Consider the following 25306-nt stretch of genomic DNA (forward strand, 5'->3'; position numbering starts at 1 on the left):
ACAAACAACTTCGTGATCGAAACAGCTCTGTCTTTTTCGTCCGCCCCGTCGTAAAAGGAGGACGCCTCCGGTTTAGCCTTTCCCATGCTGACCGCTATTTTGGGCGCCCTGCCTTCTGCGGCGCGGATCTGCGCCGAATACATCAAGACATTTCATCACGGAGACTGACCATGCCTATCGCCAAGGGATATGCAGCAACCGACGCATCCAAACCGTTGACGCCCTTCACCTTCGACCGTCGCGAGCCCAACGAGGACGACGTCGTCATTTCGATCCAGTATTGCGGTGTCTGCCACTCCGACATCCACCAGGCCCGCAACGAATGGGGCAATTCGATGTTCCCGATGGTGCCGGGCCATGAAGTCGCCGGCACCGTCACTGCCGTCGGTGCCAAGGTGACGAAATTCAAGGTCGGCGACCGCGTCGGCGTCGGCTGCTTCGTCGATTCCTGCACCACATGCGCCAACCGCGACCTCGACTACGAACATTACATGCCCGGCCTGATCGGCACCTACAACGCCGTGGAAGCCGACGGCACGACGCCGACCTTTGGCGGTTATTCCGACTCGATCGTCGTTAGGGAAGGCTATGTTCTGAGCTTCCCGGACAACATCCCGCTCGATGCGGGCGCGCCTCTGCTGTGCGCCGGTATCACGCTCTATTCGCCGCTGCGTCATTGGAACGCCGGCCCGGGCAAGAAGGTGGCGATCGTCGGCATGGGCGGCCTCGGCCACATGGGCGTCAAGCTCGCTGCTGCGATGGGCGCCGACGTGACCGTGCTCAGCCAGTCCCTGTCCAAGAAGGACGACGGCCTGAAGTTCGGCGCTAAGGATTATTATGCGACCAGCGACGCGGAAACATTCACGAAACTGGCCGGCAGCTTCGACCTGATCATCAACACCGTCGGCACCGCGATCGACTGGAATGCCTATCTCGGGCTTCTCAAGGTCGACGGCTCGATGGTGCTGGTGGGGGTTCCCGAACATGCCGTGCCGGTGCACGCCTTCTCGCTGATCCCCGGCCGCCGCAGCCTCTCCGGCTCGATGATCGGCTCGATCAAGGAAACCCAGGAAATGCTGGATTTCTGCGGCGAACACGGCATCACCGCCGAAATCGAGACGATCAACATCCAGGACATCAACGAAGCCTTCGACCGCGTCGTCAACAGCGACGTCCGTTACCGCTTCGTCATCGACATCGCCTCGCTCTGAGGATCGGGCGTCATGCCGAGGGCAGGCCCCGCCCTCGGCGAACTCCTTTATGACGTCCGCGGCGCCGCCAGCCGGAAGGCGTCGCGGATGGCGTTGGCCATGCCGTCGACGACCCCGTCACTGCCGCGGGCCCCGACCAGCAGCACGACGTTGGAAAAATCGATGATCGGATAGCCGTCGGCCACGGTCAGTTCCCGGCACGCTTCCGGAATGCCGCTGCGCGATAGCGGCGCGATCGCCAGGCCCGATGTCGCCGCCGCCGCGAGGCCGGTGTGATTGTCGCTGACATAGGCGATACGGTAGGGCTCGGTGCGATCGTCGAGGCCGGACATGGCGCTGCTGCGGAACCAGCCGGTAGCAGCGAACATGGCGACCGGCACCGGGCTGCGCCGATGCGTTTCATGGATCGTCGACGTCACCCAGACCGTCGGATCGGTCATCAACACTTCATGATGCGTGTTGCTCGCCTGCTCGAAGACGACGGCGATATCCAGTTCTCCCTTGGCCAGGGCAGCGGCATTGGCACGCGAACTGCCATATTGCACCGTCACCTCGACATCCGGGTGCATCATGTCGAAGCGGCCGAGCACTTTTGGCAGGATCGAATGGCCATATTCCTCGGGAATGCCGATCCGCACCATGCCGTGCAACCGCGGCGCCTTCAGCGATGCCGCCGCCTCGTCCAGCATTGCCATGACGCGGCGGGCATAACCGAGCAGCTGCCGTCCCTTGGCCGTCAACGTCACGCCGCGTGATCCCCGCTCGAACAAAAGGTCACCGATCGTCTCTTCCAGTTTCTTGATCTGGATGCTGACCGCCGATTGCGTCCGCCCGGAAAGATCGGCGGCACGGGTAAAATTGCCGGTTTCGGCCACTGCCACGAAGGTGCGCAGCATATCGCTTTCAAGCCGCATGGAAGATGATCTCATCATTAAAAATTATTATGACAGACATATTTTCTATTCGTTTGTCGAATGTCAACTGCCGCCTCATACTGGTCTGGTTCGCAAGCGGGAGAAAGGTCATGGCGCAGTCGTTCAAGACTATCGGGTTTCTGGACATGTTGAAAGGATTGCCATCGAGGCTGTTTCGTAGCCAGGCGGAGACCGAGCGCGACAAGGCCCTGAACGAATTGTTCGCCCGCAACGATCCGCACCTTCTCGACGATATCGGCCTGTCGGCATGCAACAGCAACCAGCCAGACCTGGAGGAGGAACGGCGAAGACATCGGCCCTGGCAACTCTGATGGCATTTTAATGCCGGGCATATCTACGTCAAAGCCGGATTCCGGCTCGTCGCGGAGGAACAGCATCACATGTTCGGTCCTGAACTCAACGGCCAGACCTGGGTGCTGGACCTCTAGCCACCCCTTTCCAGCCAACGACATTCGCGCAGCCCGGCGGCCTCGAACGGATCGACCAGCGTACCGGAGACGATCGACGCCAGTAGCCATGGCGCCGGGGGCACGCGGGCGATGGTGGCGACCAGCCGGTCGCGCAGCCAGGCAAGTGCTGCGGAATCCGACTGGTAGAAAGGCGTGAACATCAGCGACAACATCTGGAAGAGGCGCACATGCGTGCGCCGCGCCGCGGCATAACTCGCCAGCGCCTGCCCCAGATCGTCGTGTCGCTCCAGCGCATGGGCGAGAGCGGCGACGTCGAGCAGGGCCATGTTCGCCCCCTGCCCCAGCTGCGGACTGGTGGAATGAAAACTATCGCCGACAAAGACCAGCCGGCCGCTATGGGGCGTTGCCATGGTCCGGTGCATATAGCGGGCGAGTGTCAGTTGCTCCCAGTCCTGCACCTGGTCGAGCAGCGGCGCGCAGGCCGGCCAGTAGCCCAGCACATCGACCTTCCAGCGATCGAGGCCGCGCCGGCGCACCTCATCGGCCTCGCCGACCTTGACGCTCCAGAAGAAGGCGGCGCGTGCCGGGCTGTCGGCAGACAGACGCCCGACCGGCAGCACGCCGATCATCACCCGCGCCTGATCGTAACGCTGCGTCAGCGCATGCGTATCGAAATGCCCTTCGGCGTGCTCGACGGTCGTCCAGAAGGCGCCGTAGGCCAGGTCGCGCACCGATGGCGCCACCGCAGAACCGGCTGCAAGTGCCGAACGGGCGCCGCTGGCATCGATGACCAGATCGTAAGGACCGCGCTCCTCGCCCTCGGCGCACGACAGGAAGACGCCGTCAGCGTTTTCCCGGGCACCGGTGACGTGGCAACCGGTCGTGATCGGCAAGTGCAATGCGGCGACCGCATCGTGCAGCACGGTGAACAGCGCGGCCCGGTGCACAGCCAGCCCATACCGCCCGCCCGGCCCGGCATCGTAACGGACATCGAGCACGGCGCGTCCGCTTGTGGCATCCGCGCCGTAGAGCCGGTCGATGCGGTTGCCGGCGGCATGGATCGCCGCCCCCAACCCCAGCGTATCGAGAACGGTCAACCCGGTCGGCTGCAGCATCAGCCCGGAGCCCACGGGCGCCGGCGCGTCAAAACGCTCGATCAGCTCGATCCCGTGCCCGGCGCGTGAGAGGAAAAGCGCCGCCGCAAGGCCTGCAGGCCCGGCACCGATAATGGCGACACGACATGGTTTCATCACTGAACTTCTGGATCAGAGGCTGATAGCATCGAAGCGGGCGCGGGCATGACGCACGGCCTCGTGATTGGCCTCCGCCCAATTCAGGAGTTTCGCCAGCGGCTCGTAGAGCGAATAACCGAGATCGGTCAGGCGGTATTCGACGCTCGGCGGTTTGGTGGGAAAAACCTCACGCTCGATATAGCCGTCGCGCTGCAGTTCCCGCAGCGTCTGGGTCAGCATCCGCTGCGAAATATCCGGGATCATCCGCCGCAATTCACCGAAGCGATAAGGTTTCGTCGCCAGTGCCTCGATCAGCAGCGTCGACCACTTGCCGCTGATCTGGTTCAGCATGTCCCGAACCGGGCAGTTGGCGAAATCCAGCTTCGACATGTCGATCTGCCGTTCCGGCTTGCCGGCCTTGTTCGGTTTCAGGCTGAAGATGGAGGCACCCATGATGGTTCCCTTTTGGTAACGTATGGCGAAAAAACTGCCTTCTTTACAGACGCCTGTCAATTCCTATTCTAGTGCTGGTCTCTTTTTGAGACCGCAACGCAGTGGCCGCCGATCCGCCGGCCCGTCGAACAGGATTAGACCATGAGTGAGACCATTCTCGTTACCGGTGCAGCTGGCCAGCTTGGACAGCGCGTGCTTCACCACCTGACGGAAACCTACGGCGTCGCCCCGGCCAGCATCGTCGCCGCCAGCCGCGATCCGCAGAAACTCGCCGCTTTCGCCGCCAAGGGCATCGCCACGCGCAAGGTCGATTTCGACGACACCGCTGGTATGGCTGAAGCCTTTGCGGGCGTCGATCGCCTGCTGCTGATCTCGACCGACGAGCTGGCCACGCCCGGCAAGCGTCTTATCCAGCACAAGGCAGCCGTCGAAGCCGCCGTCCGCGCCGACGTCAAGCATATCGCCTACACCTCGATGCCTTCGCCGGACGATTCGCTGGTGAGCTTTGCCGGCGACCACGCGGGCACGGAGCAGGCGATCAAGGCCAGCGGCCTCGCCTACACAATCCTGCGCGATGCCTGGTATCACGACAACTACCTGCATACGATGCCGCACAACCTGCAGGTCGGCACCTGGTACAGCGCCTCCGGCGACGGCCGTGTGGCTACGATCTCGCGTGACGATTGCGCCAGGGCAATTGCCGCGGCGCTGGCTTCGGGCAAGACCGAAAGCGCGACCTACACGCTGACCGGCACGAAATCGCTGACCGACAAGGAAATCGCCGCGGTAGCCGCCGACGTCACCGGCAAGCCGCTCGCCGTCGTCACCGTGACCGACGAGCAGTTGCATCAGGGCCTGACCGGCGCCGGCCTGCCCGAGTTCGTTGCCAATATGCTCGTCTCAGCCGACGCCAATACGCGCGCCGGCAAGTTCGACATCGTCACCGACGATTTCAAGCGCCTCACCGGCGGCGAACCGCAGCCGCTGCGCGACTTCTTCGCCGCCAACAAGGCTGCCTTGCTCGGCTAATCGTCAGATCGTCTCGCCGCAGGCACGGCGGAAGCGACGCACCGTTTCCGCCATGCCGTATTCCAGCGCATCGGCCGTCAGCGCATGGCCGATCGACACTTCGGCAAGATCGGGTATCCGCACCGCAAGCGCCGGCAGGTTACCCACCGTCAGGTCATGGCCGGCATTGACGCCGAGTCCGACGGCAAACGCTGCGTCTGCCGTCTCTCCCAGCTTCTCCAAAATCGCCTTGCCGCGCACCGGATCGTCGTAGCAGCCGCCATAGGGGCCGGTGTAAAGCTCGATCCGGTCGGCGCCGAGGTCGCGGACGATCTTCACCGCCTCGGCATCGCCGTCGCCATCGGCAAACAGCGAGACGCGGCATCCCTTCTTCTTGAGCTTGCCGACCGCCGTTTCCAGGAACGACCGATGCTTGCGGAAATCCCAGCCATGGTCGGAGGTCGCCTGCGACGGATCGTCGGGCACTAGCGTCACCTGCTCCGGCTCGCTTGCTTCGCACAGCGCCAGGAAATCATCGGTCGGATATCCCTCGATGTTAAACTCCGCCTGCGGAAACTCGTCGTCGATCAGGGCACGGATCACCGGCAGGTCCGAAAAGCGGATATGGCGCTGGTCCGGGCGGGGATGGACCGTCAAGCCGTAGGCACCCGCCTGCAGCGCGATCCGCCCGAGGGCCTCCAGATTCGGCCAGGGCAGGTCCCGGCGATTGCGAAGCATGGCGATGGCGTTGATATTGACGGAAAGCTTGGCGGGCATGGATCTCTTCCGGGTAACGGGACGAATTTCATCCTTCTATGCCAAGCGCCGCCATAATACCAACGCCTTTGCCGTATGAATATATTCGCGAAATTGATAAGCCTTGCCGGCCCGAACAAACCCGACAGATCGTCGCATAAGCAGCTGCGGATGGTGATGCCGGTTGCGTTGGGCCGGTAAACCGGTGTAATTCTCTGATACTTTGGGTGAGATGAGATTCACCCTCAGGGCCGTAGGGAGGCCTTCTGCAAGACAAGATGACACATCCCCGAACCATCGACGGCGAACTGGTCAGATCCAGCCTGAGCAAGATCCTTGGAAGCGAGACGTTTTCTCGCTCGGAACGACTGCGGACTTTTCTCGATTACGTGGTCAAGAAAGAGCAGGAAGGGCTGGGCCACCAGCTGAAGGGCTACACGATCGGCGTCGACGTCTTCGCCCGCACGGAATCCTTCGACCCGGGCGGCGATCCGCTGGTGCGCGTCCAGGCCGGCAAGCTGCGCAAGCTGCTGCAGCAGTATTACGCAAACGAAGGCGCCGAAGACACGATTCGCATCCAGGTTCCGGTGGGCGGCTATGTTCCTGTCTACGAATGGCAGGAACAGCAGGACGGCGGCTTGGAAAACCCGGCCGAAAGCCATGATGGGGATTCCGGAACGATCGGCATTCCCGCAGCGGACATTGCCGGGAATGCCGCAAGTGCAGGCCCGTGGGGGCGGTATCGTCTCGCCTCGGCGGGACTGCTGGCAGTCACCGTGCTCAATATCACCGCACTCGGACTGCATGCCACCAGCCGTTATCTCGTGCCGAAGGAAGCCACAGCGATCAGCAGCCCCTCGGGGTATTATCGGGAGGCCTCGGCCCTGCCCCGCATTGCCGTCGCCAACAATCATACGGCATCGCCGGTCTCCGCGCCGCTTGCCGACGCCCTGCGCCACGCCACCATCCAGCTTTCATCCGTGGAACTGGTCAGCAGCTTCAGCCAGGCGGATGCCCTCGTGCGGCAGGACGAGCAACTCGATTTCATCCTGTCGATCAGTCCCGTCGACGACCAGGGCGGTATCCTGCTGTCGCTGCACCACAAGCCGAGCGGCGAACTGGTCCATTCGGAAACGGTAGCGGAAAAAAGCCTGCATTCGGTCAGTGAGCGAGCCTTCGCGGCAAGCTCGTTTGCAAGCCATAGCCTCGCGGTCAACAGCTCGGTTTATGCTTATGCAGACCAGAATGCGTCCTCAAGCCGCCTGATGCAGTGCCTGAAGGCAACGCAGGATTACCATCTCGAGAAATCCCGCCAGACGTTCCAGGCCGCCTGGGGATGCCAGTCCGAGCTGGTGCCGACCGAGCATCCGGAACGCTTCATCAGCGAACTGGAAACCCTCACCTCGATGGCCCGCGAACGGGAAGCCGGACGCCTGCCGCTCACCGGCGCCTGATCGTCCGGACGCGCCCTGCCATCGACGAATACCGGTACAGCGCCTTGCTTCTTCTATTGTGTCATTCCGTTACATGCCGTATCCGGACGCATTTTTGCGCATCCTGTTTCAGGATGTGATTTACAGCTTAAATACATGAATTCTCTGATGAATTTTCCTTAAACCGGCAGTCTCCGGCAGCGCCGCGATGGTGAATAACTATCCGTTAAATCTTGGACTTACAATTTGGACAATAAACTCTACCGTAAGTCCCACGTAAAATTGACTTGTGTTGAAGGATGTCCGGAAGAGTTCATGCGGTTCGCGTTGCAACAAGGCAGTCGATCAAATCCTCCTTCTGCGTCTGAAGTACAATTTTCAGCGTATTGTTCGAAATACCGTCATGACCATGGAAGGGGTGTTCATGTCTGAAGATGCGGGGCGCTTGCGCAGCCTGGAACCATCGAAGAAGGGTCTCGCAGGTCAATATCGTTTCTTGCCGGATGTCGACCTGCCGCGAAACCTGCCGTCGGGAACCGTGGCCATCGCCGAGATGGCGAATGCCTTCGGCGTCACGCACCGCACGCTGCATTTCTATGAGGAAAAAGGCCTGATCACCGCCAGCCGCATCGGGCCGATGCGCGTCTACGACCATCAGGACGTACTACAGATGTCGGTGATCAACATCTGCCGGGAAATCGGCATGCCGATTTCCGTCATCCAGGAACTGATGGAGGAATTGCAGCAGGCGGAAACCCAGGAGGATGCCGACAGGATTTTCCGGGAGGCCCTGTCGATCCGCAAGCGGGAACTGGTTTCCGGCCTGTCCACGGTGCACCGCCAGATGCAGCAGGTGACGATCCTGCTCGACCGCCAGCCGGCCGAACCCGGCATGGCAACCAACGACAACCGCGAGATATCGCTGTTTTCCGCCGACGAGCAGACGTGCCTGCAACTGATGGCCGAAGGATACACGCCCCATCGGCTCGCCCGCGCATTCGACACCACCGTCAAGGCGATCACCGCGATGGAAACCGGCATCATCCAGAAGCTCAATGCCAACAACCGCTTCCAGGCGATTGCCAAGGCCGTGCTTCTCGGAATTGTCCACTCCTGAGAAAAATCGCGGTCAGCGCACGATGGTCAGCGTTTCCGCCGCACGGGTGACGGCCGTATAGAGCCAGCGTTCCCTCGTATCGCGAAAAGCCCAGCTTTCATCGAAGAGCACGACGTCGTTCCATTGCGAGCCCTGCGCCTTGTGAACCGTCAGCGCATAACCGTAGTCGAACTCGTCGTAACGCTTGCGTGTCGACCAGGGAATTTCGCCCTCGACATCCTCGAAGGCGGCTTTCAGCAGCTTGATCTTCGCCGCGCCGCGATCCATGTCGTCGTCCTCGGGGCGGATCATCAGGTTGATGCCAGGCTTCACGGTTTCTTTCGACGAACTCATCACCTGCCAGAGCGAGCCGTTGAGCAGGCCCTTGGCTGGGTCGTTGCGCAGGCAGACCAGCTTGTCGCCGGATTGCGGATAATCCGCCGTGAACCCCTTCAGTTCGCGAAGACGCTGGTTGTAGCGCCGGCGGGTCTTGTTCGTCCCCACCAGCACCTGGTCGGCCTCGAGCACCAGCGGCTGCGTCACCTCGTTCTTGGAAATCACCTTCGCCGTGCCGTAGTCGCCGTAGAGGATTTCCTTGCCTTCGCGCACATGCATGGCAAGCTGGATGATCGGGTTGTCGCGTGCCTGGCGATGGATGTCCGTCAGCAGGTAGTCCGGCTCCTGCTCGGTAAAATAACCGCCGCCCGAAACCGGCGGCAACTGGCCGGGATCGCCGAGCACGAGGATCGGCGTGCCGAAACTCATGAGGTCGCGGCCGAGCTGCTCGTCCACCATCGAGCATTCGTCGATGACGATCAGCGCCGCCTTGGCGACCGGGCTCTGGCGGTTGATGGAGAACATCGGCGCGATGGAAGTCTTGCCGGTCTCCTCGTTTGCCACTTCCTCCTCGCCGCGCGGACGATAGATCAGCGAATGGATCGTCTTGGCATTGCTGGCGCCGCGCGAGCGCAGCACCTGCGCCGCCTTGCCGGTGAAGGCGGCAAACAGCACCTCGCCGTCGACATGCTCGGCAAAATAGCGTGCAAGCGTCGTCTTGCCGGTGCCGGCATAACCGAACAGCCGGAAGACCGGTTGCCGCCCTTCCTTCAGCCAGCGCGAAACGGCCTTCAGGGCTTCGTCTTGTTGCGGAGCAAATTGCATGGCGGCGACTTGGCAGGATTCGGCGGCGATAGGCAAGCCGGAAAAGCCGCATGGCGGCAATCGTCCCTCGCCTCTTTCAGATCGGACGCCAGCGAAGCTCGGAGATCAGCAGCCCTGGCGCTCGGGATCATTGGCAAGCTCGATCGGCTGCCCGTGCGGCGTTGCCTCGGCTGCCCTTTGCCAGCTTGCCTGCAGCCTGGCGATATCGGCTTCGTGCATAACCCCAAGCCGGACGAGCAGCGCCGAAAGCGCCGCCACCCAGCATTCGAAATAATCGCTGCCATCTTCGGCCCGTCCCGGGCGATGAACCTCCGTCGCCAGCGCCCCGGCCCATTCGCTCCAGGCAAACAGGCCACGTTCGTGAAGATGCACCGTCAGCGCAAAAGCCTCCGCCATCCAGGGCTCGGGAAAGACCGGATCGCCCTCAGCCGACTTCGGCAGGCCCGGAGATTGCGTCAGGACGGAGCGCGGCTCACAAAGGCTCAAGGTAGCTCTCCCAGGCATCGATCGAAATCGTCAGCGTCGGATCGGCGCCCTCGCCCCAGATCTCCGGGCCATCGAAGACCACGGTATAGAGCCATTGCGGGTTTTCGCCGCGGCCGTGGGCATTGTCGTCGGGAAACACGAAAGAGCCCTGCACCACTTCGACGATGCCCTGTTTTGCCCGGGCATAACGCGGCAGGCGAGTGTGGCCGGTCGGGTTGAAATTACGGGTCCGCACCCGGTCCCCGACGGCAAAGGCCGGCTTCGTCCCGGTCGGCCGCTCGCACGGTCCGCCACGCGCCAGCGTCGCCGGCACGTTTTCAGCCTGCAGCACACGTTTGGGCGCCGTGCCGGCACCGGACATGCGGCCGGAGAACAATTCCTCGCGTGTCGCAAAACCATGGCGCTCCAGCAACATGTCGATGCCACGGATCCAGATCTCGTAATAACTCGCCGAAAGATAGTTGGCGGGCGGGATGTTTTCGCGGGCATGACGGCTTTCGTCGATGGTCCAGTGGCCCATCGCGCCGCAGCACAGCGTCAGTCCGAGCGCCCGCTTCTCCCAGTCCGCATGAAAGATCGGCTCGTTGTTTTCCGGCGCAATGGGACCGAAACCCATCTGGCCGCCAAGATCGTGCGGGCCGTTCATGCCTGTTCCTCCGGCGCGCGCACCACGCCGGTGCCGATCATCGCGTCGCGGCTGACCAGATCGGCAAGCGCCTCGTCATCGAGGTGCTCGGTGCCGGCCGGCCGCTCGGGGATGACGAGGTACCGCAGTTCCGCCGTCGAATCCCAGACGCGGATACGGGTCTGCTCCGGCAGCGCCACGCCGAATTCGGCAAGCACGCCGCGCGGATCGATGACTGCCCGCGAGCGATAGGCGGGCGCCTTGTACCAGACGGGCGGCAGGCCCAGCACCGACCACGGATAACAGGAACACAGGGTGCAGACGACGAGATTGTGGATGTCCGGCGTGTTGAAGACGGCCCGCATGTGTTCGCCCTGCCGGCCGGTAAAACCAAGGCTGGCGATCGCCGCCGTGGCATCCCGCTTCAGCCAGTCGGCAAATGCCGGATCGCTCCAGGCCTTTGCCACCACCTTGGCGCCGTTGCGCGGCCCGACCCTGGTTTCATACGTCTCGACGATCGCGTCGATGGCGGCCGGATCGATCAGCCCCTTTTCCGACAACAGGCTTTCCAGCGCTTTTACGCGCGCCTGCATATCGGAATAATGGTTTTCCGGATGATCGTGTCCCTGGTCGTGATCGTGCCCATGGTGGTGATGATGGTCGGCCATGCCCTGCTCCCGATGTTCGAACCGATCCTACTTGAGCATCGGCCACAAACTCAACACCAGCAGCACGGCCATGGTGATATTGAACCATTTGAGCCGCACCGGCACCGACAGCCACTCCCGCAGCGCCGAACCGAAACCTGCCCATGTCGAGACGCTCGGCAGGTTGACTATTCCGAAGGCCAGGCCGACAACCGTGACGGTGAAGAAATACCGCTCGGTGTCGGTATAGGTCGCCATGGCCGTCACGGCCATCACCCAGGCCTTCGGGTTGACCCATTGAAACGCCGCAGCGCCGAGAAACGTCATCGGCCGCGCACCCGCTTCGGCCTCGCCGATCGCCCGCGACGTGCCGATCTTCCAGGCGATCCAGACGAGGTAGATACCACCGGCGAATTTCAGGACTGTATAGAGCAACGGCACCGTGTGCAGCAGCGCCCCGAGCCCGAAGCCGACGCCGAGCAGCAGCGAGAAGAAACCGGCACCGATGCCCAGCATATGCGGAATGGTGCGCCGGAAGCCGAAATTCACACCGGAGGCAAACAGCATCATGTTGTTCGGCCCGGGGGTGATCGAGGTGGTGAAGGCAAACAAAACCAGTGCAAGCAGCGTCTCGAACGGCATTCCATTCTCCGCAAAGAAATTCGGCATACTGAAGTCGTTCCGGTTGCGCCAGACGGAAACTTGTCATTGTGACAAACCGCCTGGCCATTCCGTGGTTTCGTCGCGCTGAGGGCGGCCGCAAATCGCTGGCTGCATCAGGGGAAACCGGATATCGTCACCGCGCCTGCCCGAACGGCGCAACGGAGGAGTTTCATGCACGATCCCATCCCCACCGTCACCTTGCCTTCCGGCATCAGCGTGCCCGCCCTCGGCCAGGGCACCTGGAACATGGGCGAAAACGCCGCCGATGCCGCAAGGGAGATCGAAAGCCTTCAGGCGGGGCTTTCCCTGGGGCTGACCCTGATCGATACCGCCGAGATGTATGCCGAAGGCGGCGCCGAAAAAGTCACCGGTAGCGCCATCGCCGGCCGGCGCGACGAGGTCTTCCTGGTCAGCAAGGTCTATCCCTGGAATGCCAGCCGGCGCGGAACGATCGAGGCCTGCGACCGCAGCCTGCAGCGCCTTGGCACCGATCGAATCGACCTCTACCTTCTTCACTGGCGCGGCGATCATCCGCTTGCCGATACCGTCGCCGCTTTCGAGGAACTGCAGCGGGCCGGAAAGATCGGCGCCTGGGGCGTCTCGAATTTCGACGTCGACGACATGCAGGAACTGCTCGCTGTGCCCGGCGGCGAAAACGTCGCGGCCAACCAGGTTCTCTACAATCTCGGCCGCCGCGGCATCGAATACGATCTCCTGCCGTTCTGCCAGGAGCGCAACATCCCGATCATGGCCTACTCGCCGATCGAACAGGGCCGGCTGCTGCACCACCCTGATCTCATCGACATCGCCAAGGCCTATCAGGCGACGCCGGCACAGGTGGCCCTCGCCTTCGTCCTCGAACGCGAGGGCGTGATCGCCATTCCGAAGACCAGCCATCCGCATCGCGTCGAGGAAAACCGCGCCGCGCTCGATCTTGACATCACCGACGAGGATTGGGCCGTGCTCGACGCCGCCTTTCCGCCGCCGGCGAGGAAGACTTCGCTGGCGATGCTTTAAGCATTGTTACATGCCCTGCGGGCCGCGGTTCATCGCCGCGATCCCAGTGCGGCAAACTTCGATCAGTCCCAGCGGCTTCACGATCGCCACGAACTGATCGATCTTCGACGATTTGCCGGTGAGTTCGAAGATGAAATGCTCGACGGTGGCGTCGATGACCTTGGCATGGAACGCGTCGGCCAGGCGCAGGGCTTCCGCGCGGCTCTCGCCGGTGCCGGCCACCTTGATAAGCGCCACTTCGCGCTCGATCGGCCGCTCCTGCTTGAGATCGCGTGCACGTACCGTCAGGTCGACAACACGGTGGACCGGCACGATGCGCTCCAGCTGCGTCTTGATCTGCTCCAGAACGATCGGCGTGCCGCGGGTGACGATGGTGATGCGCGACAGATGCGATTCGTGCTCGGTTTCGGAAACCGTCAGGCTCTCGATGTTGTAGCCCCGGCCGGAAAACAGGCCGATGACACGGGCAAGGACGCCCGGCTCGTTGTCGACCAGCACCGAAAGCGTGTGGCTTTCGACCTTGGCGGTTTCGGGCGAGATGAAGTAGGCGGAGCCCGTGGGTTGAAGGTGTGCGTTCATGTCGTTTCTATCCGTTGTTTCAGGAATTAGGGTTTCAGGACGCCAGCTCGATGGCGGCGTCGGAATGCAGACAGGCGGGCGAAAATATTCGTATCAGCGGCCGTTTTCCTCATCCCAGCGCCGGCGCGCTTCCTCCTCTATGCCCTTTCGGATCATTTCGTCGGTTAGCGGTGGTCCTTTGTAGACAGGCCGCATCGCGAGAAACTCCTCCACCGTCAGCGTCTTCTTCGGCGGTTCCGCTTTCGCCTCCGCCGGCCGCAGCGTGATCTCCCTGCCGCCGTCGATGACCTCGAATTCGGTGCCTTCGGAAAAGCCATGCGCATCGCGAACCGCCTTCGGAAGCACCACGGCGCCCGCTTTCGACATCTTCGTTCTGCTCATGACATTTCTCCGAAAAAGAGGGGACACGATCAAAGTAACCGCATCCCCCGCGCCGATCAAACCAGCTGCCGCCCCTTCGCGTCGATGGCGTTGGCGACGGCCTCGTCGGTGGCTTCGTCGGGCAGCAGCATCTCGTTGTGGGCCTTGCCCGAGGGGATCATCGGGAAGCAGTTGGCGAGGTTGGCGACGCGGCAATCGAAGATCACCGGCTTCTTGACCTCGATCATCTCCTGGATCTTGTCGTCGAGCTCGCCCGGCTTTTCGCAGCGCAGGCCGACGGCGCCGTAGGCTTCCGCCAGCTTGACGAAGTCGGGCATGGCTTCCGTATAGGAGTTCGACAGGCGGTTGCCGTGCAGCAGCTGCTGCCACTGGCGCACCATGCCCATGTACTGGTTGTTGAGAATGAAGATCTTCACCGGCAGACCGTACTGGATCGCCGTCGACATTTCCTGGATGCACATCTGGATCGAGGCGTCGCCGGCGATATCGATGACGAGGGCGTCGGGATGGGCAACCTGCACGCCGAGCGCCGCCGGCAGGCCGTAACCCATGGTGCCGAGACCACCCGAGGTCATCCAGCGATTGGGCTGCTCGAAACCGAAGAACTGCGCCGCCCACATCTGGTGCTGGCCGACTTCCGTGGTGATGTAGGTGTCGCGGCCCTTGCTGAATTCATACAGACGCTGCAGCGCGTATTGCGGCATGATGACATCGTTGCTCGGCGCATAGGCAAAAGAATTGCGGGCCCGCCAGCGCTGGATGCTCGTCCACCAGTCCTGCGTCTGCGCCTTTTCCGGCTTCTTCGGCAGCGCCCGCCACAGGCGGACCATGTCTTCCAGGACATGGCCGACATCGCCGGTGATCGGCACGTCGACACGAACGTTCTTGTTGATCGACGACGGATCGATGTCGATGTGGATCTTCTTGGAGTTTGGCGAGAAGGCGTTGAGGCGGCCGGTAATGCGGTCGTCGAAACGGGCGCCGACACAGACCATGACGTCGCAATCATGCATCGCCATGTTGGCTTCGTAGGAACCGTGCATGCCGAGCATGCCGAGCCAGTTCGAACCGGAGGCCGGATAGCAGCCGAGGCCCATCAGCGTCGAGGTAATCGGGAAATTGGTGAGCTCGACCAGCTCGCGCAGCAGCTTGGAGGCCTCCGGGCCGGAATTGACGACGCCGCCGCCGGTGTAGAAGATCGGCCGGCGCGCCGTCGCCATCAGCTCGATTGCGGCGCGGATGCTGTTCAGGTTGCCCTGAACCTTCGGCTGGTAGCTCTGCTGCGTCAGGTGCTCGGACGGCGGCTCGTAGAAGCCGGTCGCAAACTGCACGTCCTTCGGAATATCGACGACGACCGGGCCGGGACGGCCGGACTGGGCGATGCGGAAGGCCTCATGGATGACGTGGGCCAGGTCGTTGACGTCCTTGACCAGCCAGTTGTGCTTGGTGCAGGGGCGGGTGATGCCGACGGTGTCGCATTCCTGGAAGGCGTCGGAGCCGATCAGCGAGGTGGGAACCTGGCCGCTGAGGCAGACGAGCGGCACCGAATCCATCAGCGCGTCCTGCAGCGGCGTGACGGCGTTGGTCGCGCCCGGACCCGACGTCACCAGCATGACGCCGACCTTGCCGGTCGAGCGGGCATACCCTTCGGCCGCATGGCCGGCGCCCTGCTCGTGACGCACGAGGATGTGCTGGATATCGTCCTGCTGGAAGATTTCGTCGTAGATCGGCAGCACGGCGCCGCCGGGATAGCCGAAGATATGCTCGACTCCATTGTCCTTCAGCGCCTTGAGAACGATCTCCGCGCCCGTCATCTGTTCTTTGCCCGTCATGCCTGTTTCCGTTCTGCTGCTTTTTCGGGTTGGATGGAAAATTTGGACATAAAAAAAGGCCCCTTAGGAGCCTGTCTGTCGCGCATGGGTGGCTACCGCCGGATGGTTACACCACCCTGCCCATGCGCGTTCCCACCACAATAAGGTTGCCAAAAATCTTCATAGCGCGAAGTGATAGACAGAAATATTCGGCACGTCAACGCGCTTCTTCATAAAACGATGCTGCGCCGCAGCCCGAAACCCGCACAACTGCCTACACCAGTTGTTAAGCCGGCACCGATATGGTCTGCCATGAGGAAGAAGGCCCGCGGCTTACCAATCCGCCCACCAAGCCTTCCTGTTTCCGTATCGGGAGCGACGTTGCTTAATAATGACCTCCAGACATCCGGCAAGGCCGGAGAAAGCGATCGCCGTGACGGGATGCACCCCGGCAACCGCTTTCTCGGAAGGGTCATTGCGTGCAACGGTTCGCGCGCCACCATTGCGGCGGTCGCCGAAGGCGGCGGCACCGATCTCACTGAACTCTGGTCGGTCGGCAGGCTGATCTCCATCTCCGTCGGCAAGAACCGCGTCGTGGCGCTTGCTTATGCCATGGCCGTCGGCGAAAAAAGCTGGGGCGAGCAGCAGGACAACCACTTCCAGATCGAGGTGGAGCTTCTCGGCGAAGTCCAGGTCCATCCCGACGGCAAGGAGCAATTCTCCACCGGCATTTCACGCTATCCCTATCTCGGCGCCATCGCCCACCGCATCCGCGCCAAAGACCTCATCCGCATCTACGACACCGGCAAGACCGATACCTGCGTCGTCGGCAAGCTGACCCAGGACGAGAGCATCGACGCGACGATCCACATCCCGTCGATGCTGTCGAAACATTTTGCCGTCGTCGGCTCGACAGGCGTCGGAAAATCCACGGCCGTCTCGCTGCTCCTGCACCGCGCCATCGCTTCCGATCCGAAGCTGCGCGTGCTGATCCTCGACCCGCACAACGAATTCGCCGCCGCCTTCCCGGATCATGCCGTCGTCATCGATACCGACACGCTCGACCTGCCCTTCTGGCTGATGCGCCTCGAAGAATTCGCCGAAGTGCTGTTTCGCGGCCGGCCGCCGGTGGCGGAAGAGCTGGACATGCTGCGCGACCTGATCCCGGAGGCCAAGCGCGCCTTTCGCGGCAGCGACTCGCCCTTGATGCGCCGCCAGACGGAGAAGAGTTCGGTCACTGCCGACACACCCGTTCCCTACCGCATTGCCGACCTTCTCGCCCTCATCGACGACCGTATCGGCAAACTGGAAGGCCGTAGCGAAAAACCGTTCCTGCGCTCGCTGAAGATCCGCGTCATCTCGGCGATCAACGATCCGCGCTACCACTTCATGTTCTCCAACAATACGATCAGCGACACGATCATGGAGACGATCGCCCATATCTTCCGCATCCCGGGCGACAGCAGGCCGATCAGCACGTTCCAGCTGTCGGGCATTCCGTCCGAAGTGGTCAATTCGGTCGCTTCGGTGCTCTGCCGCATGGCGTTCGAACTGGCGCTGTGGAGCAATGGTGCGGTCCACATGCTCGTCGTCTGCGAAGAAGCGCACCGCTACGTGCCGTCCGATCCGACACTCGGTTTCATCCCGACCCGCCAGGCCATCGCCCGCATCGCCAAGGAAGGCCGCAAGTACGGGGTGTCGCTCGGCATCATCACCCAGCGGCCCGGAGAGCTCGACCAGACGATCCTGTCGCAGTGCTCGACGCTGTTTGCCATGCGGCTCGCCAACGACCGAGACCAGGAAATCATCCGCTCGGCGATCCCCAATTCGTCGATCTCGACCACCAAATTCATTTCTTCGATCGGCAACGGCGAAGCCATCGCTTTCGGCGAGGCCATTGCCGTTCCGATGCGCATGCGGTTTACCCGCGTCGAGGAAAACCTGCTGCCGAAAGCCAACGGCGCAACGGCCAAGTCGACCGACGAGACGCCCGACACGGTCGATCTGCGCGGCATCGTCAGCCGCATGCGGGCCATTTCCGGGCCCGACATCTCGGCATTCCAGCAAAGCTACTCGGCAACGCTGGACGGCGACGATTTCGACGGCGACTATACAATGCCGATGCGCGAGACGTCGGCCCATTCCCCGGGTCGTTCCATTGAGCGCAGCTTGACGCCGCCGGAGCCCTACCGGGCCGACATGCTGCCCCGTGCCGGCTCGCCCGCATCGCCGGAGCCATCGACAGGCTACGACCAGCGCCGGCGGTCCATGGACGAACCGCTCGCCGGGCAACGCCCGGCTTCAACAGCCTATCCCGAGACAAGGCGCATGGTGCCGGATTCCCCGCCGGCGCCCTACCGGGCGGCCCAGCCGGAACCAGACGCCGCCTCCGGCAGCTCGCTTCGCCGCGATCCGGGCATGTCGCTGCGCGAAAGCATCCTGAAGAAGCCGCTCAGCAGCCTCTATCGCAAGGACTGAACGATTTTCAGGGCGTCGAAAGACGCTCCCAGCTGTCATCCATCTGGTTGCGGAACCACGTCATCTGCCGCTTGGCATATTGCCGCGTTGCCGCCGCGCCGCTTTCGATCACCGCCGCCCTGTCCAGCTCCCCGCGCAACAGGCCGGCGATCTGCGACACGCCGATCGCCTTCATCACCGGCACATCGGCCGGCAGGTCGAGCGCAAGCAGGGCGCGAACCTCATCCACCGCCCCTTCCTCCAGCATCCGCTCGAACCGGCGGTTGATACGATCGTGCAGCACGGTCCGGTCGGGCAGGACGACGATTTTTCGCGCCCGGTCGGGATCGATCACCATTGGCCCCGCTGTCTGCTGGAATGTCGAGATCGAGCGGCCGGTGCTGTCCAGCACCTCGATGGCCCGCACGATGCGCTGCCCGTCCTGCGGATTGAGCGTCCCTGCCACCTGCGGATCCCGCTCCATGAGGTCGCGGAACAACGCCTCCGGGCCGAGATCGCGCAGCTTCAGCCGCACGCTGCAGCGGACATCCTGATCGACCTCCGGCATCTGCGAGAGACCGCCGGTCAGCGCCTTGAAATACAGGCCGGTGCCGCCGACGAAGACGGGCAGACGGCCTTGCGCGCGCAGGCGCGGCAGCAAGGCCGTCACATCCCGCAGCCACGCACCGGTGGAATAGGTTTCGCGCGCCGGAACATGGCCGTAGAGAAGATGCGGAACACCACCCATTTCGTCTTCGGAGGGACGTGCCGTCAGGATGCGCAGCGTGTCATAGACCTGCATGCTGTCGGCATTGATCACCACGCCGCCGTGCTCCCGCGCCAGCCTGACGGCAAGCGCGGACTTGCCGCTGGCGGTCGGCCCGGTTATCAGGATCGCGTCCCTATCGTTTTCAAGGTTCTTCATCATGGCTTTCGTTGCCACGCTTATGGCCAATCCGTCAAATCCCGTCCTGTCCCCGTCCATCGCGGAACAGGCCGCAGCCACCGTCGAGGCCGCCGGCCTCTATTGGCTGGCGGACGGGATCGCCTGCGACATCGTGCTTCGCGACGGCAGCGATACGACGGCAGGGGAAGCGGCGATCCGCGCAGTGATCGCCGGCGCCCCCATCGACGTGGCGTTGCAGGATGCCGACGGGCGCCGCAAGCGCTTCCTCATCGCCGACATGGATTCGACGATGATCCAGCAGGAATGCATCGACGAGCTGGCCGCCGAAGCCGGGTTGAAGGACAAGGTCGCCGCGATCACCGCCCGGGCAATGAACGGCGAGATCGCCTTCGAACCGGCGTTGCGCGAGCGCGTCGCCCTGCTGAAGGGCCTGCCGCTCTCGGTGGTCGACGATGTCATTCGCAAGCACATCACCCTAATGCCCGGTGGTCCGGAACTCATCGCCACCATGCGGGCGCGCGGCCACTATACGGCCCTGGTTTCCGGTGGCTTCACGGTGTTCACCGGGCCCATCGCCGCCCGTCTCGGCTTCGACGAAAACCGCGCCAACGTGCTGCTGCAGGAGAACGGTTTCCTGAGCGGCTTCGTCGCCGAGCCGATCCTCGGAAAGCAGGCGAAGGTGGATGCACTGATCGACATCACCAACAAACTCGGCCTCTCGCCGCAGGAGGCGATTGCGGTCGGCGACGGCGCCAACGATCTCGGCATGCTGCAACTGGCCGGCACCGGCGTCGCCCTGCATGCCAAACCGGTGGTTTCGGCACAGGCGAAGATCCGCATCGACCATGGCGACCTGACCGCCCTGCTTTACCTGCAGGGGTATCGCAAGCATGAATTCGTCACCAGCTGAAACGTTCTCCTTCGAAAGCGAGCCGCCATGCGCATTCTTGACGCTGAAAGAGTGCTGTTACGCAACTGGAAAGAAGCCGACCGCGACCTCTTCCACGAGATCAACGCCGACCGCAAGGTGATGGAATTCTTCCCCTTTCGCCGTACCAAGGCGGAATCGGACGCGCTGTTCGACAAGGTCAGGGGAATGATCGATGACACGGGCCTGGGCTTCTATGCCCTCGCCGACAAGGCGACCGACGAACCGATGGGCTTTTGCGGCCTTTCGCGCCCCAATCTCGAACCGCAGCTTGAAACGACGGGCGTCGAGATCGGCTGGCGGCTGGCGACCCGCTTCTGGGGCAAGGGTTATGTAACCGAAGCGGCAGCGGCATTGATCGACCACGGTTTCAGCACCGTCGGCCTTCCGGAGATCGTCTCGTTTGCCGTCAGCGCCAACCGCCGCTCGACGGCGGTGATGGAACGGCTCGGCATGCATCGCGCCCCCGAACGCGATTTCGATCATCCGCGCGTGCCCGACATCCATCCACAATTAAAGCGCCACGTCGTTTACGTCATAAGGGCGGATGAATGGCGCGCCCGCCAGCCGGGAAAGCCCTGAACCGGAAACGCAGCCGTTCGTCACTCCAACGGCAAGGCGACGAAACGCAGGTCGCCGCTGGCGCCGGCGATCATCAGGTGAGCATTGCGCCGGCCTTCGTTTTTCAACTGGGCCAGCTTCTGGGCGACGGCTGCGGGCGTCTCCATGAAGCTTTGAGCCACTTCGACGATGACCTCGCCCTTCTTGACGCCCTTCTGGGCCGCCACGGAACCGTCGGCCACCTCGGTGATCAGGACACCTTCCACACCTTCGGAAATACCGAAGGACTTGCGCCCCTCCGCATCCAGCGCGCCGAGCGTCATGCCGAGAGCCGTAGCCGGCGTCACGTCACCATCCTGCTGCGGCGTGTCGGGAGTCGCCTGCTCATTGTCACCCGTATCCGGAACAGCCTCTTCTTCGCCTTCGGGAACGATGACGGGATCGGTCTGCGCCGCCGCCGTGTCGACACTGTCTTCCAGGCGGCCGAGCGTCACCTTGACGGTCTCTTCCTTGCCGTCGCGCAGGATGATCACGTCGACCGCCTTGCCGACCGGGCTTTCCGCCACGACGCGCGGCAGGTCGCGCACCTCGGCCACCGACTTGCCGTCGAATGTCAAGATCACGTCACCGGTCTTGATCGGGCCGTTCTCGACCGGCCCGCCCTTGACGATGCCGGCGACCAGCGCGCCGCGCGCCCGGTCGAGGCCGAGGCTCTCGGCGATGTCGTCGGTGACCGGCTGGATGCGCACGCCGAGCCAGCCGCGGCGCGTCTCGCCGAATTCGATCAGCTGCTTGACGACATTTTCCGCCAGTTCCGTCGGAACGGCGAAACCGATGCCGATCGAACCGCCGCTCGGCGAGATGATCGCCGTGTTGATGCCGATGACCTCACCCTTCATGTTGAAGAGCGGACCGCCGGAATTGCCCTTGTTGATCGCCGCATCGGTCTGGATGAAATTGTCGTAGGGGCCGGCATTGATGTTGCGCCCGCGGGCGGAAATGATGCCGACCGTCACCGAGCCGCCGAGGCCGAACGGGTTACCGATCGCCATCACCCAGTCGCCGATGCGCATGACTTTCGAATCGCCGAATTTGACCGCCTTGAGCGGCGCCTTCGGCTCGACCTTGAGCACCGAAAGGTCGGTCTTCGGATCGGTGCCGATCAGCTTGGCCTTGAGCTTCGAGCCGTTTGGAAACACCACCTCGATATCGTCGGCGCCTTCGATGACGTGGTTGTTGGTGACGATGAAGCCGGCGGGGTCGATGACGAAGCCGGAGCCCAGCGAATTGACCTTGTGGCTGCCGCTGCCGTCATTGTCGCCCTTGAAGAAATCGTTGAAGAATTCCTGGAATGGCGATCCTTCCGGGATCTGCGGCAGCGGTCCGCTTTCGTCCTTCTCCTTGACGTTCTGCGACGTCGCGATGTTGACGACGGCGTCGAGCAGCCCTTCGGCAAGGTCGGCGACCGAAGCCGGCCCGGTGCCGGGCGCCATCCCCTGTGCCTGCACGCCGGGCACCACAGCGCCGGCAATCAGGCTCGCAGTCGCCAGCATCGCCAGTGAACGTTTCAGGGATGATCGTATCGTCAGCGCCATAGGGCTTCCTCGTGCTGGATCTTCGGGACGCGGAGGCGCCACCATAGTTCGGAATGATCACAGGTTAAATGGCCTTTTCAGGGCAGCGGCATCATATTGCCGCGAGCGGCAGGCTGCGGCGCCCAAGCCATCCAAACGAAAGAGGCCGGAAAACCGGCCTCCTCAGGGATCGTCTGATGGTCGTCCGGCCTCAGTTCGCCGGGACGGCCGCTCCGCCCGTCACCGGCACGGCACCCTCCGTCGACTGAGCCGCGGCACCGGCCGAGTTTTCGAAGAAGCGGAAGAACTCCGAATTGGGCGAAAGCACCATCGTCGTATCCGGGTTGGCAATGGCGGCGACGTAGGCGCGCATCGAGCGGTAGAACTCGAAGAAGGACGGATCCCGCTGGAAAGCATCGGCAAAGACGCGGTTGCGCTCGGCGTCGCCCTCGCCTCGCAGGATTTCCGAATCGCGCTGGGCTCCGGCGATCAGCTCGACCACCTGGCGGTCGGCAATCGCCCGGCGCCGCTGGCCTTCTTCGTTACCGCGGGCACGAATCAGCTCGGCCTCGGCAAGACGCTCGGCCTTCATGCGCTCAAAGGTCTGCTGCGAGACTTCCTGGGTAAGGTCCGTGCGGCGGATACGCACGTCCTCGATGCGCAGGCCGAGCGATTCGGCATCCGGACGCAGGTCGTCGCCGACCTCCTTCATCATCGAGGCGCGGGCATCCGACAGCGCCGCTTCGAAGCCGCGCAGACCGTAGACCCGGCGCAGCGAAGCGTCGAGGCGGGTGCGCAGGCGCGACTCAGCGGCCTCCCGGTCACCCGACACGGTCTCGCGGAACCGGCGCGCGTCGGTGATCTTGTAGACCACGAAAGCGTCGACCTCGTAGAACTTGCCGCCCGAAACCTGGACACGGATATTGTCCAGATCGAAACGCAAGGCCTGGTCCTGTAGGTACTGGACGCGGTCGGCATCCATGAAGGCGAAGGGCAGCTTGAAATACAGGCCGGGCTCCGTCTTGACGTCGCGGATCTGACCGAAGCGGACGACGATCGCCTGCTCGCGCTCGTTGACCACGAAAACCGACGAATAGATGATCCCGAGAACGACGGCGAGGCCGATCAGGAAAGCGGGCAAACGGCCGGACATCATTGCGTCCCTCCCTGCTGCGACTGCGGACGGGTGATCTCGTTGAGCGGCAGGTAAGGCAACACGCCTTGCTTTTCGTCGATGATGATCTTCTTGGAATTCTTCAGCACGTTTTCCATCGTTTCAAGGAAGAGCCGCTTGCGGGTGACGTCGGGCGCCTTGGAATATTCGTCGTAGATGGCGACGAAGCGTTGCGCTTCACCCTCGGCTTCCTTGACGACACGGTCCTTGTAGGCGGCCGCCTCTTCGCGGTTCTGCGCCGCCTGGCCGCGCGCCTGGCCGAGCTTCTGGTTGGCGTACTGGTTGGCTTCCTCGACGAAGCGGTCCTCGTCCTGCTCGGCACGCTGCACTTCGTCGAAGGCGTCGGCGACTTCGCGCGGCGGTGCCGCATCCTCGATCGCCACCGCATTGACCGAGATGCCCGAACCGTAATGATCCATGGTCGTCTGGATGGTGCTCTTCACTTCTGCCGCGATCTGCTGGCGGTTGTCGCGGAAGATGTCCTGCGCCGGACGGCGGCCGACCACTTCGCGCATCGCGCTCTCGGACACCTGTTGCAGGGTCTCGGCCGGATTTTCGAGATTGAAGAGATAGGATTTCGGGTCGCTCACCGTATAGAGCACGGAGAACTGCACGTTAACGATGTTCTGGTCGCCGGACAGCATCAGGCCGGAATTCGACGAGGACGACGCCTTCGAGCCGATATTCTGCTGCTGCTCGGTCACCTTGACGATCTCGACGGTCTCGAACGGCCAAATGTGGAAGTGCAGGCCCGGCATGGCGATTTCCTGCTTCGGCTTGCCGAAGCGCAGTTCGACGCCGCGCTCGTCGGGCTGCACGGTATAGATCGACTGGATGAGCCAGAAGATGACGAGGACACCGGCGAGAATGACGAGCACGCCGCCATTGAAACCACCGGGAATGATGTTCTTCAACTGGTCCTGACCCCGCCGGATGATATCTTCGAGATCCGGAGGGCCGCCATTGTTGCCGCCACCGCCGCCACGCGGGCGGTTCGGTCCCTGGCCCCAAGGCCCCTGATTATTGCCGCCGCCGCCCCCCCAAGGGCCGCCGCCGCCACCATTCTGATTGCTCCAGGGCATCAAAACCTCATCTGTAAGACTTGCGCAAACCGACGCACCGGTAACCCAAACAGCCACCGGCACCCGTTATCCACCTTATAGGTATCGCAGCCAGTGCTTTCAACGCGACATGCTAAACTTGCGGCCAATTAACGGAAAATAGTTAAGCTTCGCGGGTCCGGCGCCGGTAGATGGCAAAGCGGGTGGCATAGCTGTCGCGCTCGCCGGCGGGCACGGCTTCTTCGCTGACCTTTTCCCAGAGCCCCGGATCGATGGCCGGGAACCGCGTGTCGCCGTCCACCGCATGGTCCACGTGGGTGACATAAAGGATATCAGTGCGCCCGATCGCCTGGCGATAGATTTCGCCGCCGCCGATCACCGCGATTTCCGTAGCCCCAACGTCGAGTGCAAGCGTCCCCGCCAGATCGATCGCTGCATCGATATCGTGCACCACGTGGACGCCGGGAAAGACAAAACCCGCATCACGGGTAATGACGATGTTCGGCCGCCCCGGCAGTGGCCTGCCGATCGACTGCAATGTCTTGCGCCCCATGATCACCGGCTTGCCGAGCGTCAGCGCCTTGAAGCGCATCAGGTCCGTCGACAACCGCCACGGCATGTCGCCGTCACGGCCGATGATGCCGTTCTCCGAAACGGCGACGACGATGGAGATGGGAATTGAAGACATAACCCGCCCTCACCAGGAAAACCATTTATAGACTACGAGACCGCGAGCTTAA

General features: G+C 62.8%; 26 protein-coding genes and 1 pseudogene. 10 read left to right on the top strand and 17 right to left on the bottom strand.

The genetic code is table 11. The features are described 5' to 3' along the window. Positions 1 to 170 precede the first annotated feature (170 nt). On the top strand, positions 171 to 1211 hold the full coding sequence (locus tag DEM27_RS19970) for an NAD(P)-dependent alcohol dehydrogenase (protein ID WP_109460022.1): 1041 nt from the start codon (positions 171 to 173) through the stop codon (positions 1209 to 1211). A gap of 47 nt (positions 1212 to 1258) precedes the next feature. Here DEM27_RS19970 and DEM27_RS19975 read toward each other — a convergent pair whose 3' ends face one another. Next, positions 1259 to 2125 (bottom strand): LysR family transcriptional regulator, encoded by an 867-nt coding sequence (locus tag DEM27_RS19975; protein ID WP_109460023.1) that lies wholly within the window; start codon positions 2123 to 2125, stop codon positions 1259 to 1261. Between the two features lie 110 nt (positions 2126 to 2235). Here DEM27_RS19975 and DEM27_RS19980 point away from each other — a divergent pair, with 110 nt between their 5' ends. Both DEM27_RS19980 and DEM27_RS34695 read left to right on the top strand, forming a co-directional pair. Further along, positions 2236 to 2457 (top strand): hypothetical protein, encoded by a 222-nt coding sequence (locus DEM27_RS19980; RefSeq protein ID WP_109460024.1) that lies wholly within the window; start codon positions 2236 to 2238, stop codon positions 2455 to 2457. Positions 2458 to 2478: 21 nt separating this feature from the next. Continuing rightward, positions 2479 to 2574: pseudogene (locus DEM27_RS34695) on the top strand (MarR family transcriptional regulator); the annotation flags it as partial. On the opposite strand, the gene DEM27_RS19990 reads toward DEM27_RS34695, so the two are convergent. Then, the gene (locus DEM27_RS19990) at positions 2571 to 3806 is read right to left on the bottom strand and encodes an FAD-dependent oxidoreductase (RefSeq protein ID WP_109460025.1); all 1236 of its coding nucleotides are present in this window, start codon (positions 3804 to 3806) and stop codon (positions 2571 to 2573) included. The pseudogene DEM27_RS34695 and the gene DEM27_RS19990 sit on opposite strands and share 4 nt — an antisense overlap. A 15-nt stretch (positions 3807 to 3821) precedes the next feature. Then, a complete protein-coding gene (locus DEM27_RS19995) occupies positions 3822 to 4241 on the bottom strand; it encodes a winged helix-turn-helix transcriptional regulator (protein ID WP_109460026.1) in 420 nt (139 codons plus the stop codon). A gap of 141 nt (positions 4242 to 4382) precedes the next feature. Here DEM27_RS19995 and DEM27_RS20000 point away from each other — a divergent pair, with 141 nt between their 5' ends. Beyond that, on the top strand, positions 4383 to 5270 hold the full coding sequence (locus DEM27_RS20000; protein WP_109460027.1) for an SDR family oxidoreductase: 888 nt from the start codon (positions 4383 to 4385) through the stop codon (positions 5268 to 5270). A 3-nt stretch (positions 5271 to 5273) separates the two neighbouring features. On the opposite strand, the gene DEM27_RS20005 is transcribed toward DEM27_RS20000, so the two are convergent. Next, entirely contained in the window at positions 5274 to 6026 is a 753-nt protein-coding gene (locus tag DEM27_RS20005) for a pyridoxine 5'-phosphate synthase (RefSeq protein WP_109460028.1), read from the bottom strand. A gap of 257 nt (positions 6027 to 6283) precedes the next feature. On the opposite strand from DEM27_RS20005, the gene DEM27_RS20010 reads away from it, so the two are divergent. After that, the gene (locus tag DEM27_RS20010) at positions 6284 to 7459 is read left to right on the top strand and encodes a hypothetical protein (protein WP_109460029.1); all 1176 of its coding nucleotides are present in this window, start codon (positions 6284 to 6286) and stop codon (positions 7457 to 7459) included. 403 nt (positions 7460 to 7862) lie between these two features. Next, the gene (locus tag DEM27_RS20015) at positions 7863 to 8555 is read left to right on the top strand and encodes a MerR family transcriptional regulator (protein WP_109460185.1); all 693 of its coding nucleotides are present in this window, start codon (positions 7863 to 7865) and stop codon (positions 8553 to 8555) included. A 12-nt stretch (positions 8556 to 8567) separates the two neighbouring features. Here the strand turns inward: DEM27_RS20015 and DEM27_RS20020 are convergent, their stop codons facing one another. From DEM27_RS20020 to DEM27_RS20040, 5 genes are all read right to left on the bottom strand, one after another. Then, positions 8568 to 9695 (bottom strand): ATP-dependent DNA helicase, encoded by a 1128-nt coding sequence (locus DEM27_RS20020; RefSeq protein WP_109460186.1) that lies wholly within the window; start codon positions 9693 to 9695, stop codon positions 8568 to 8570. Positions 9696 to 9800: 105 nt separating this feature from the next. Beyond that, positions 9801 to 10181 (bottom strand): nitrile hydratase accessory protein, encoded by a 381-nt coding sequence (locus DEM27_RS20025; RefSeq protein ID WP_109460030.1) that lies wholly within the window; start codon positions 10179 to 10181, stop codon positions 9801 to 9803. Further along, positions 10168 to 10827: a nitrile hydratase subunit beta gene (gene nthB, locus DEM27_RS20030; protein WP_109460031.1), complete on the bottom strand. Its 660-nt coding sequence runs from the start codon at positions 10825 to 10827 to the stop codon at positions 10168 to 10170. Before nthB ends, DEM27_RS20025 begins: the two co-directional genes overlap by 14 nt. Beyond that, positions 10824 to 11474: a nitrile hydratase subunit alpha gene (gene nthA / locus DEM27_RS20035; protein WP_109460032.1), complete on the bottom strand. Its 651-nt coding sequence runs from the start codon at positions 11472 to 11474 to the stop codon at positions 10824 to 10826. Before nthA ends, nthB begins: the two co-directional genes overlap by 4 nt. 27 nt (positions 11475 to 11501) lie before the next feature. Beyond that, positions 11502 to 12095, bottom strand: coding sequence for a LysE family translocator (locus tag DEM27_RS20040; RefSeq protein WP_109460033.1), 594 nt, complete (start codon positions 12093 to 12095; stop codon positions 11502 to 11504). Between the two features lie 192 nt (positions 12096 to 12287). On the opposite strand from DEM27_RS20040, the gene DEM27_RS20045 reads away from it, so the two are divergent. Beyond that, positions 12288 to 13133, top strand: a complete 846-nt coding sequence (locus DEM27_RS20045) for an aldo/keto reductase (RefSeq protein WP_109460034.1) — start codon at positions 12288 to 12290, stop codon at positions 13131 to 13133. A gap of 6 nt (positions 13134 to 13139) precedes the next feature. Here DEM27_RS20045 and ilvN read toward each other — a convergent pair whose 3' ends face one another. The 3 genes from ilvN to DEM27_RS20060 all read right to left on the bottom strand — a co-directional run bounded on the left by ilvN (position 13140) and on the right by DEM27_RS20060 (position 15907). Next, positions 13140 to 13712: an acetolactate synthase small subunit gene (ilvN, locus tag DEM27_RS20050; protein ID WP_109460035.1), complete on the bottom strand. Its 573-nt coding sequence runs from the start codon at positions 13710 to 13712 to the stop codon at positions 13140 to 13142. A 93-nt stretch (positions 13713 to 13805) separates the two neighbouring features. Further along, entirely contained in the window at positions 13806 to 14093 is a 288-nt protein-coding gene (locus DEM27_RS20055; RefSeq protein ID WP_109460036.1) for an AbrB/MazE/SpoVT family DNA-binding domain-containing protein, read from the bottom strand. A 56-nt stretch (positions 14094 to 14149) separates the two neighbouring features. Beyond that, complete coding sequence (locus DEM27_RS20060; RefSeq protein ID WP_109460187.1) at positions 14150 to 15907, bottom strand: acetolactate synthase 3 large subunit; 1758 nt, start codon at positions 15905 to 15907, stop codon at positions 14150 to 14152. A 378-nt stretch (positions 15908 to 16285) separates the two neighbouring features. On the opposite strand from DEM27_RS20060, the gene DEM27_RS20065 reads away from it, so the two are divergent. After that, the gene (locus tag DEM27_RS20065; RefSeq protein WP_109460037.1) at positions 16286 to 18382 is read left to right on the top strand and encodes an ATP-binding protein; all 2097 of its coding nucleotides are present in this window, start codon (positions 16286 to 16288) and stop codon (positions 18380 to 18382) included. Positions 18383 to 18389: 7 nt separating this feature from the next. On the opposite strand, the gene miaA is transcribed toward DEM27_RS20065, so the two are convergent. After that, positions 18390 to 19289 (bottom strand): tRNA (adenosine(37)-N6)-dimethylallyltransferase MiaA, encoded by a 900-nt coding sequence (gene miaA, locus DEM27_RS20070; RefSeq protein WP_420028842.1) that lies wholly within the window; start codon positions 19287 to 19289, stop codon positions 18390 to 18392. Between miaA and serB the strand changes: the two genes are divergently transcribed. After that, complete coding sequence (serB, locus tag DEM27_RS20075) at positions 19288 to 20178, top strand: phosphoserine phosphatase SerB (protein WP_109460039.1); 891 nt, start codon at positions 19288 to 19290, stop codon at positions 20176 to 20178. The two genes, miaA and serB, sit on opposite strands and share 2 nt — an antisense overlap. Positions 20179 to 20205: 27 nt before the next feature. Beyond that, the gene (locus DEM27_RS20080) at positions 20206 to 20778 is read left to right on the top strand and encodes a GNAT family N-acetyltransferase (RefSeq protein ID WP_109460040.1); all 573 of its coding nucleotides are present in this window, start codon (positions 20206 to 20208) and stop codon (positions 20776 to 20778) included. A 20-nt stretch (positions 20779 to 20798) separates the two neighbouring features. Here the strand turns inward: DEM27_RS20080 and DEM27_RS20085 are convergent, their stop codons facing one another. The 4 genes from DEM27_RS20085 to DEM27_RS20100 form a co-directional block, all read right to left on the bottom strand. Next, positions 20799 to 22352, bottom strand: coding sequence for a Do family serine endopeptidase (locus DEM27_RS20085; RefSeq protein ID WP_109460041.1), 1554 nt, complete (start codon positions 22350 to 22352; stop codon positions 20799 to 20801). 190 nt (positions 22353 to 22542) lie between these two features. Next, positions 22543 to 23487: a protease modulator HflC gene (hflC, locus tag DEM27_RS20090; RefSeq protein WP_109460042.1), complete on the bottom strand. Its 945-nt coding sequence runs from the start codon at positions 23485 to 23487 to the stop codon at positions 22543 to 22545. Next, positions 23484 to 24587 (bottom strand): FtsH protease activity modulator HflK, encoded by a 1104-nt coding sequence (gene hflK / locus DEM27_RS20095; protein ID WP_109460043.1) that lies wholly within the window; start codon positions 24585 to 24587, stop codon positions 23484 to 23486. The genes hflC and hflK overlap by 4 nt, the downstream gene beginning before the upstream one ends. A 142-nt stretch (positions 24588 to 24729) precedes the next feature. Further along, the gene (locus DEM27_RS20100) at positions 24730 to 25254 is read right to left on the bottom strand and encodes a dihydrofolate reductase (protein WP_109460044.1); all 525 of its coding nucleotides are present in this window, start codon (positions 25252 to 25254) and stop codon (positions 24730 to 24732) included. Positions 25255 to 25306: the final 52 nt, after the last annotated feature.

The organism is Rhizobium album, assembly GCF_003122325.1.
In the GTDB taxonomy this organism is placed as follows: domain Bacteria; phylum Pseudomonadota; class Alphaproteobacteria; order Rhizobiales; family Rhizobiaceae; genus Metarhizobium; species Metarhizobium album.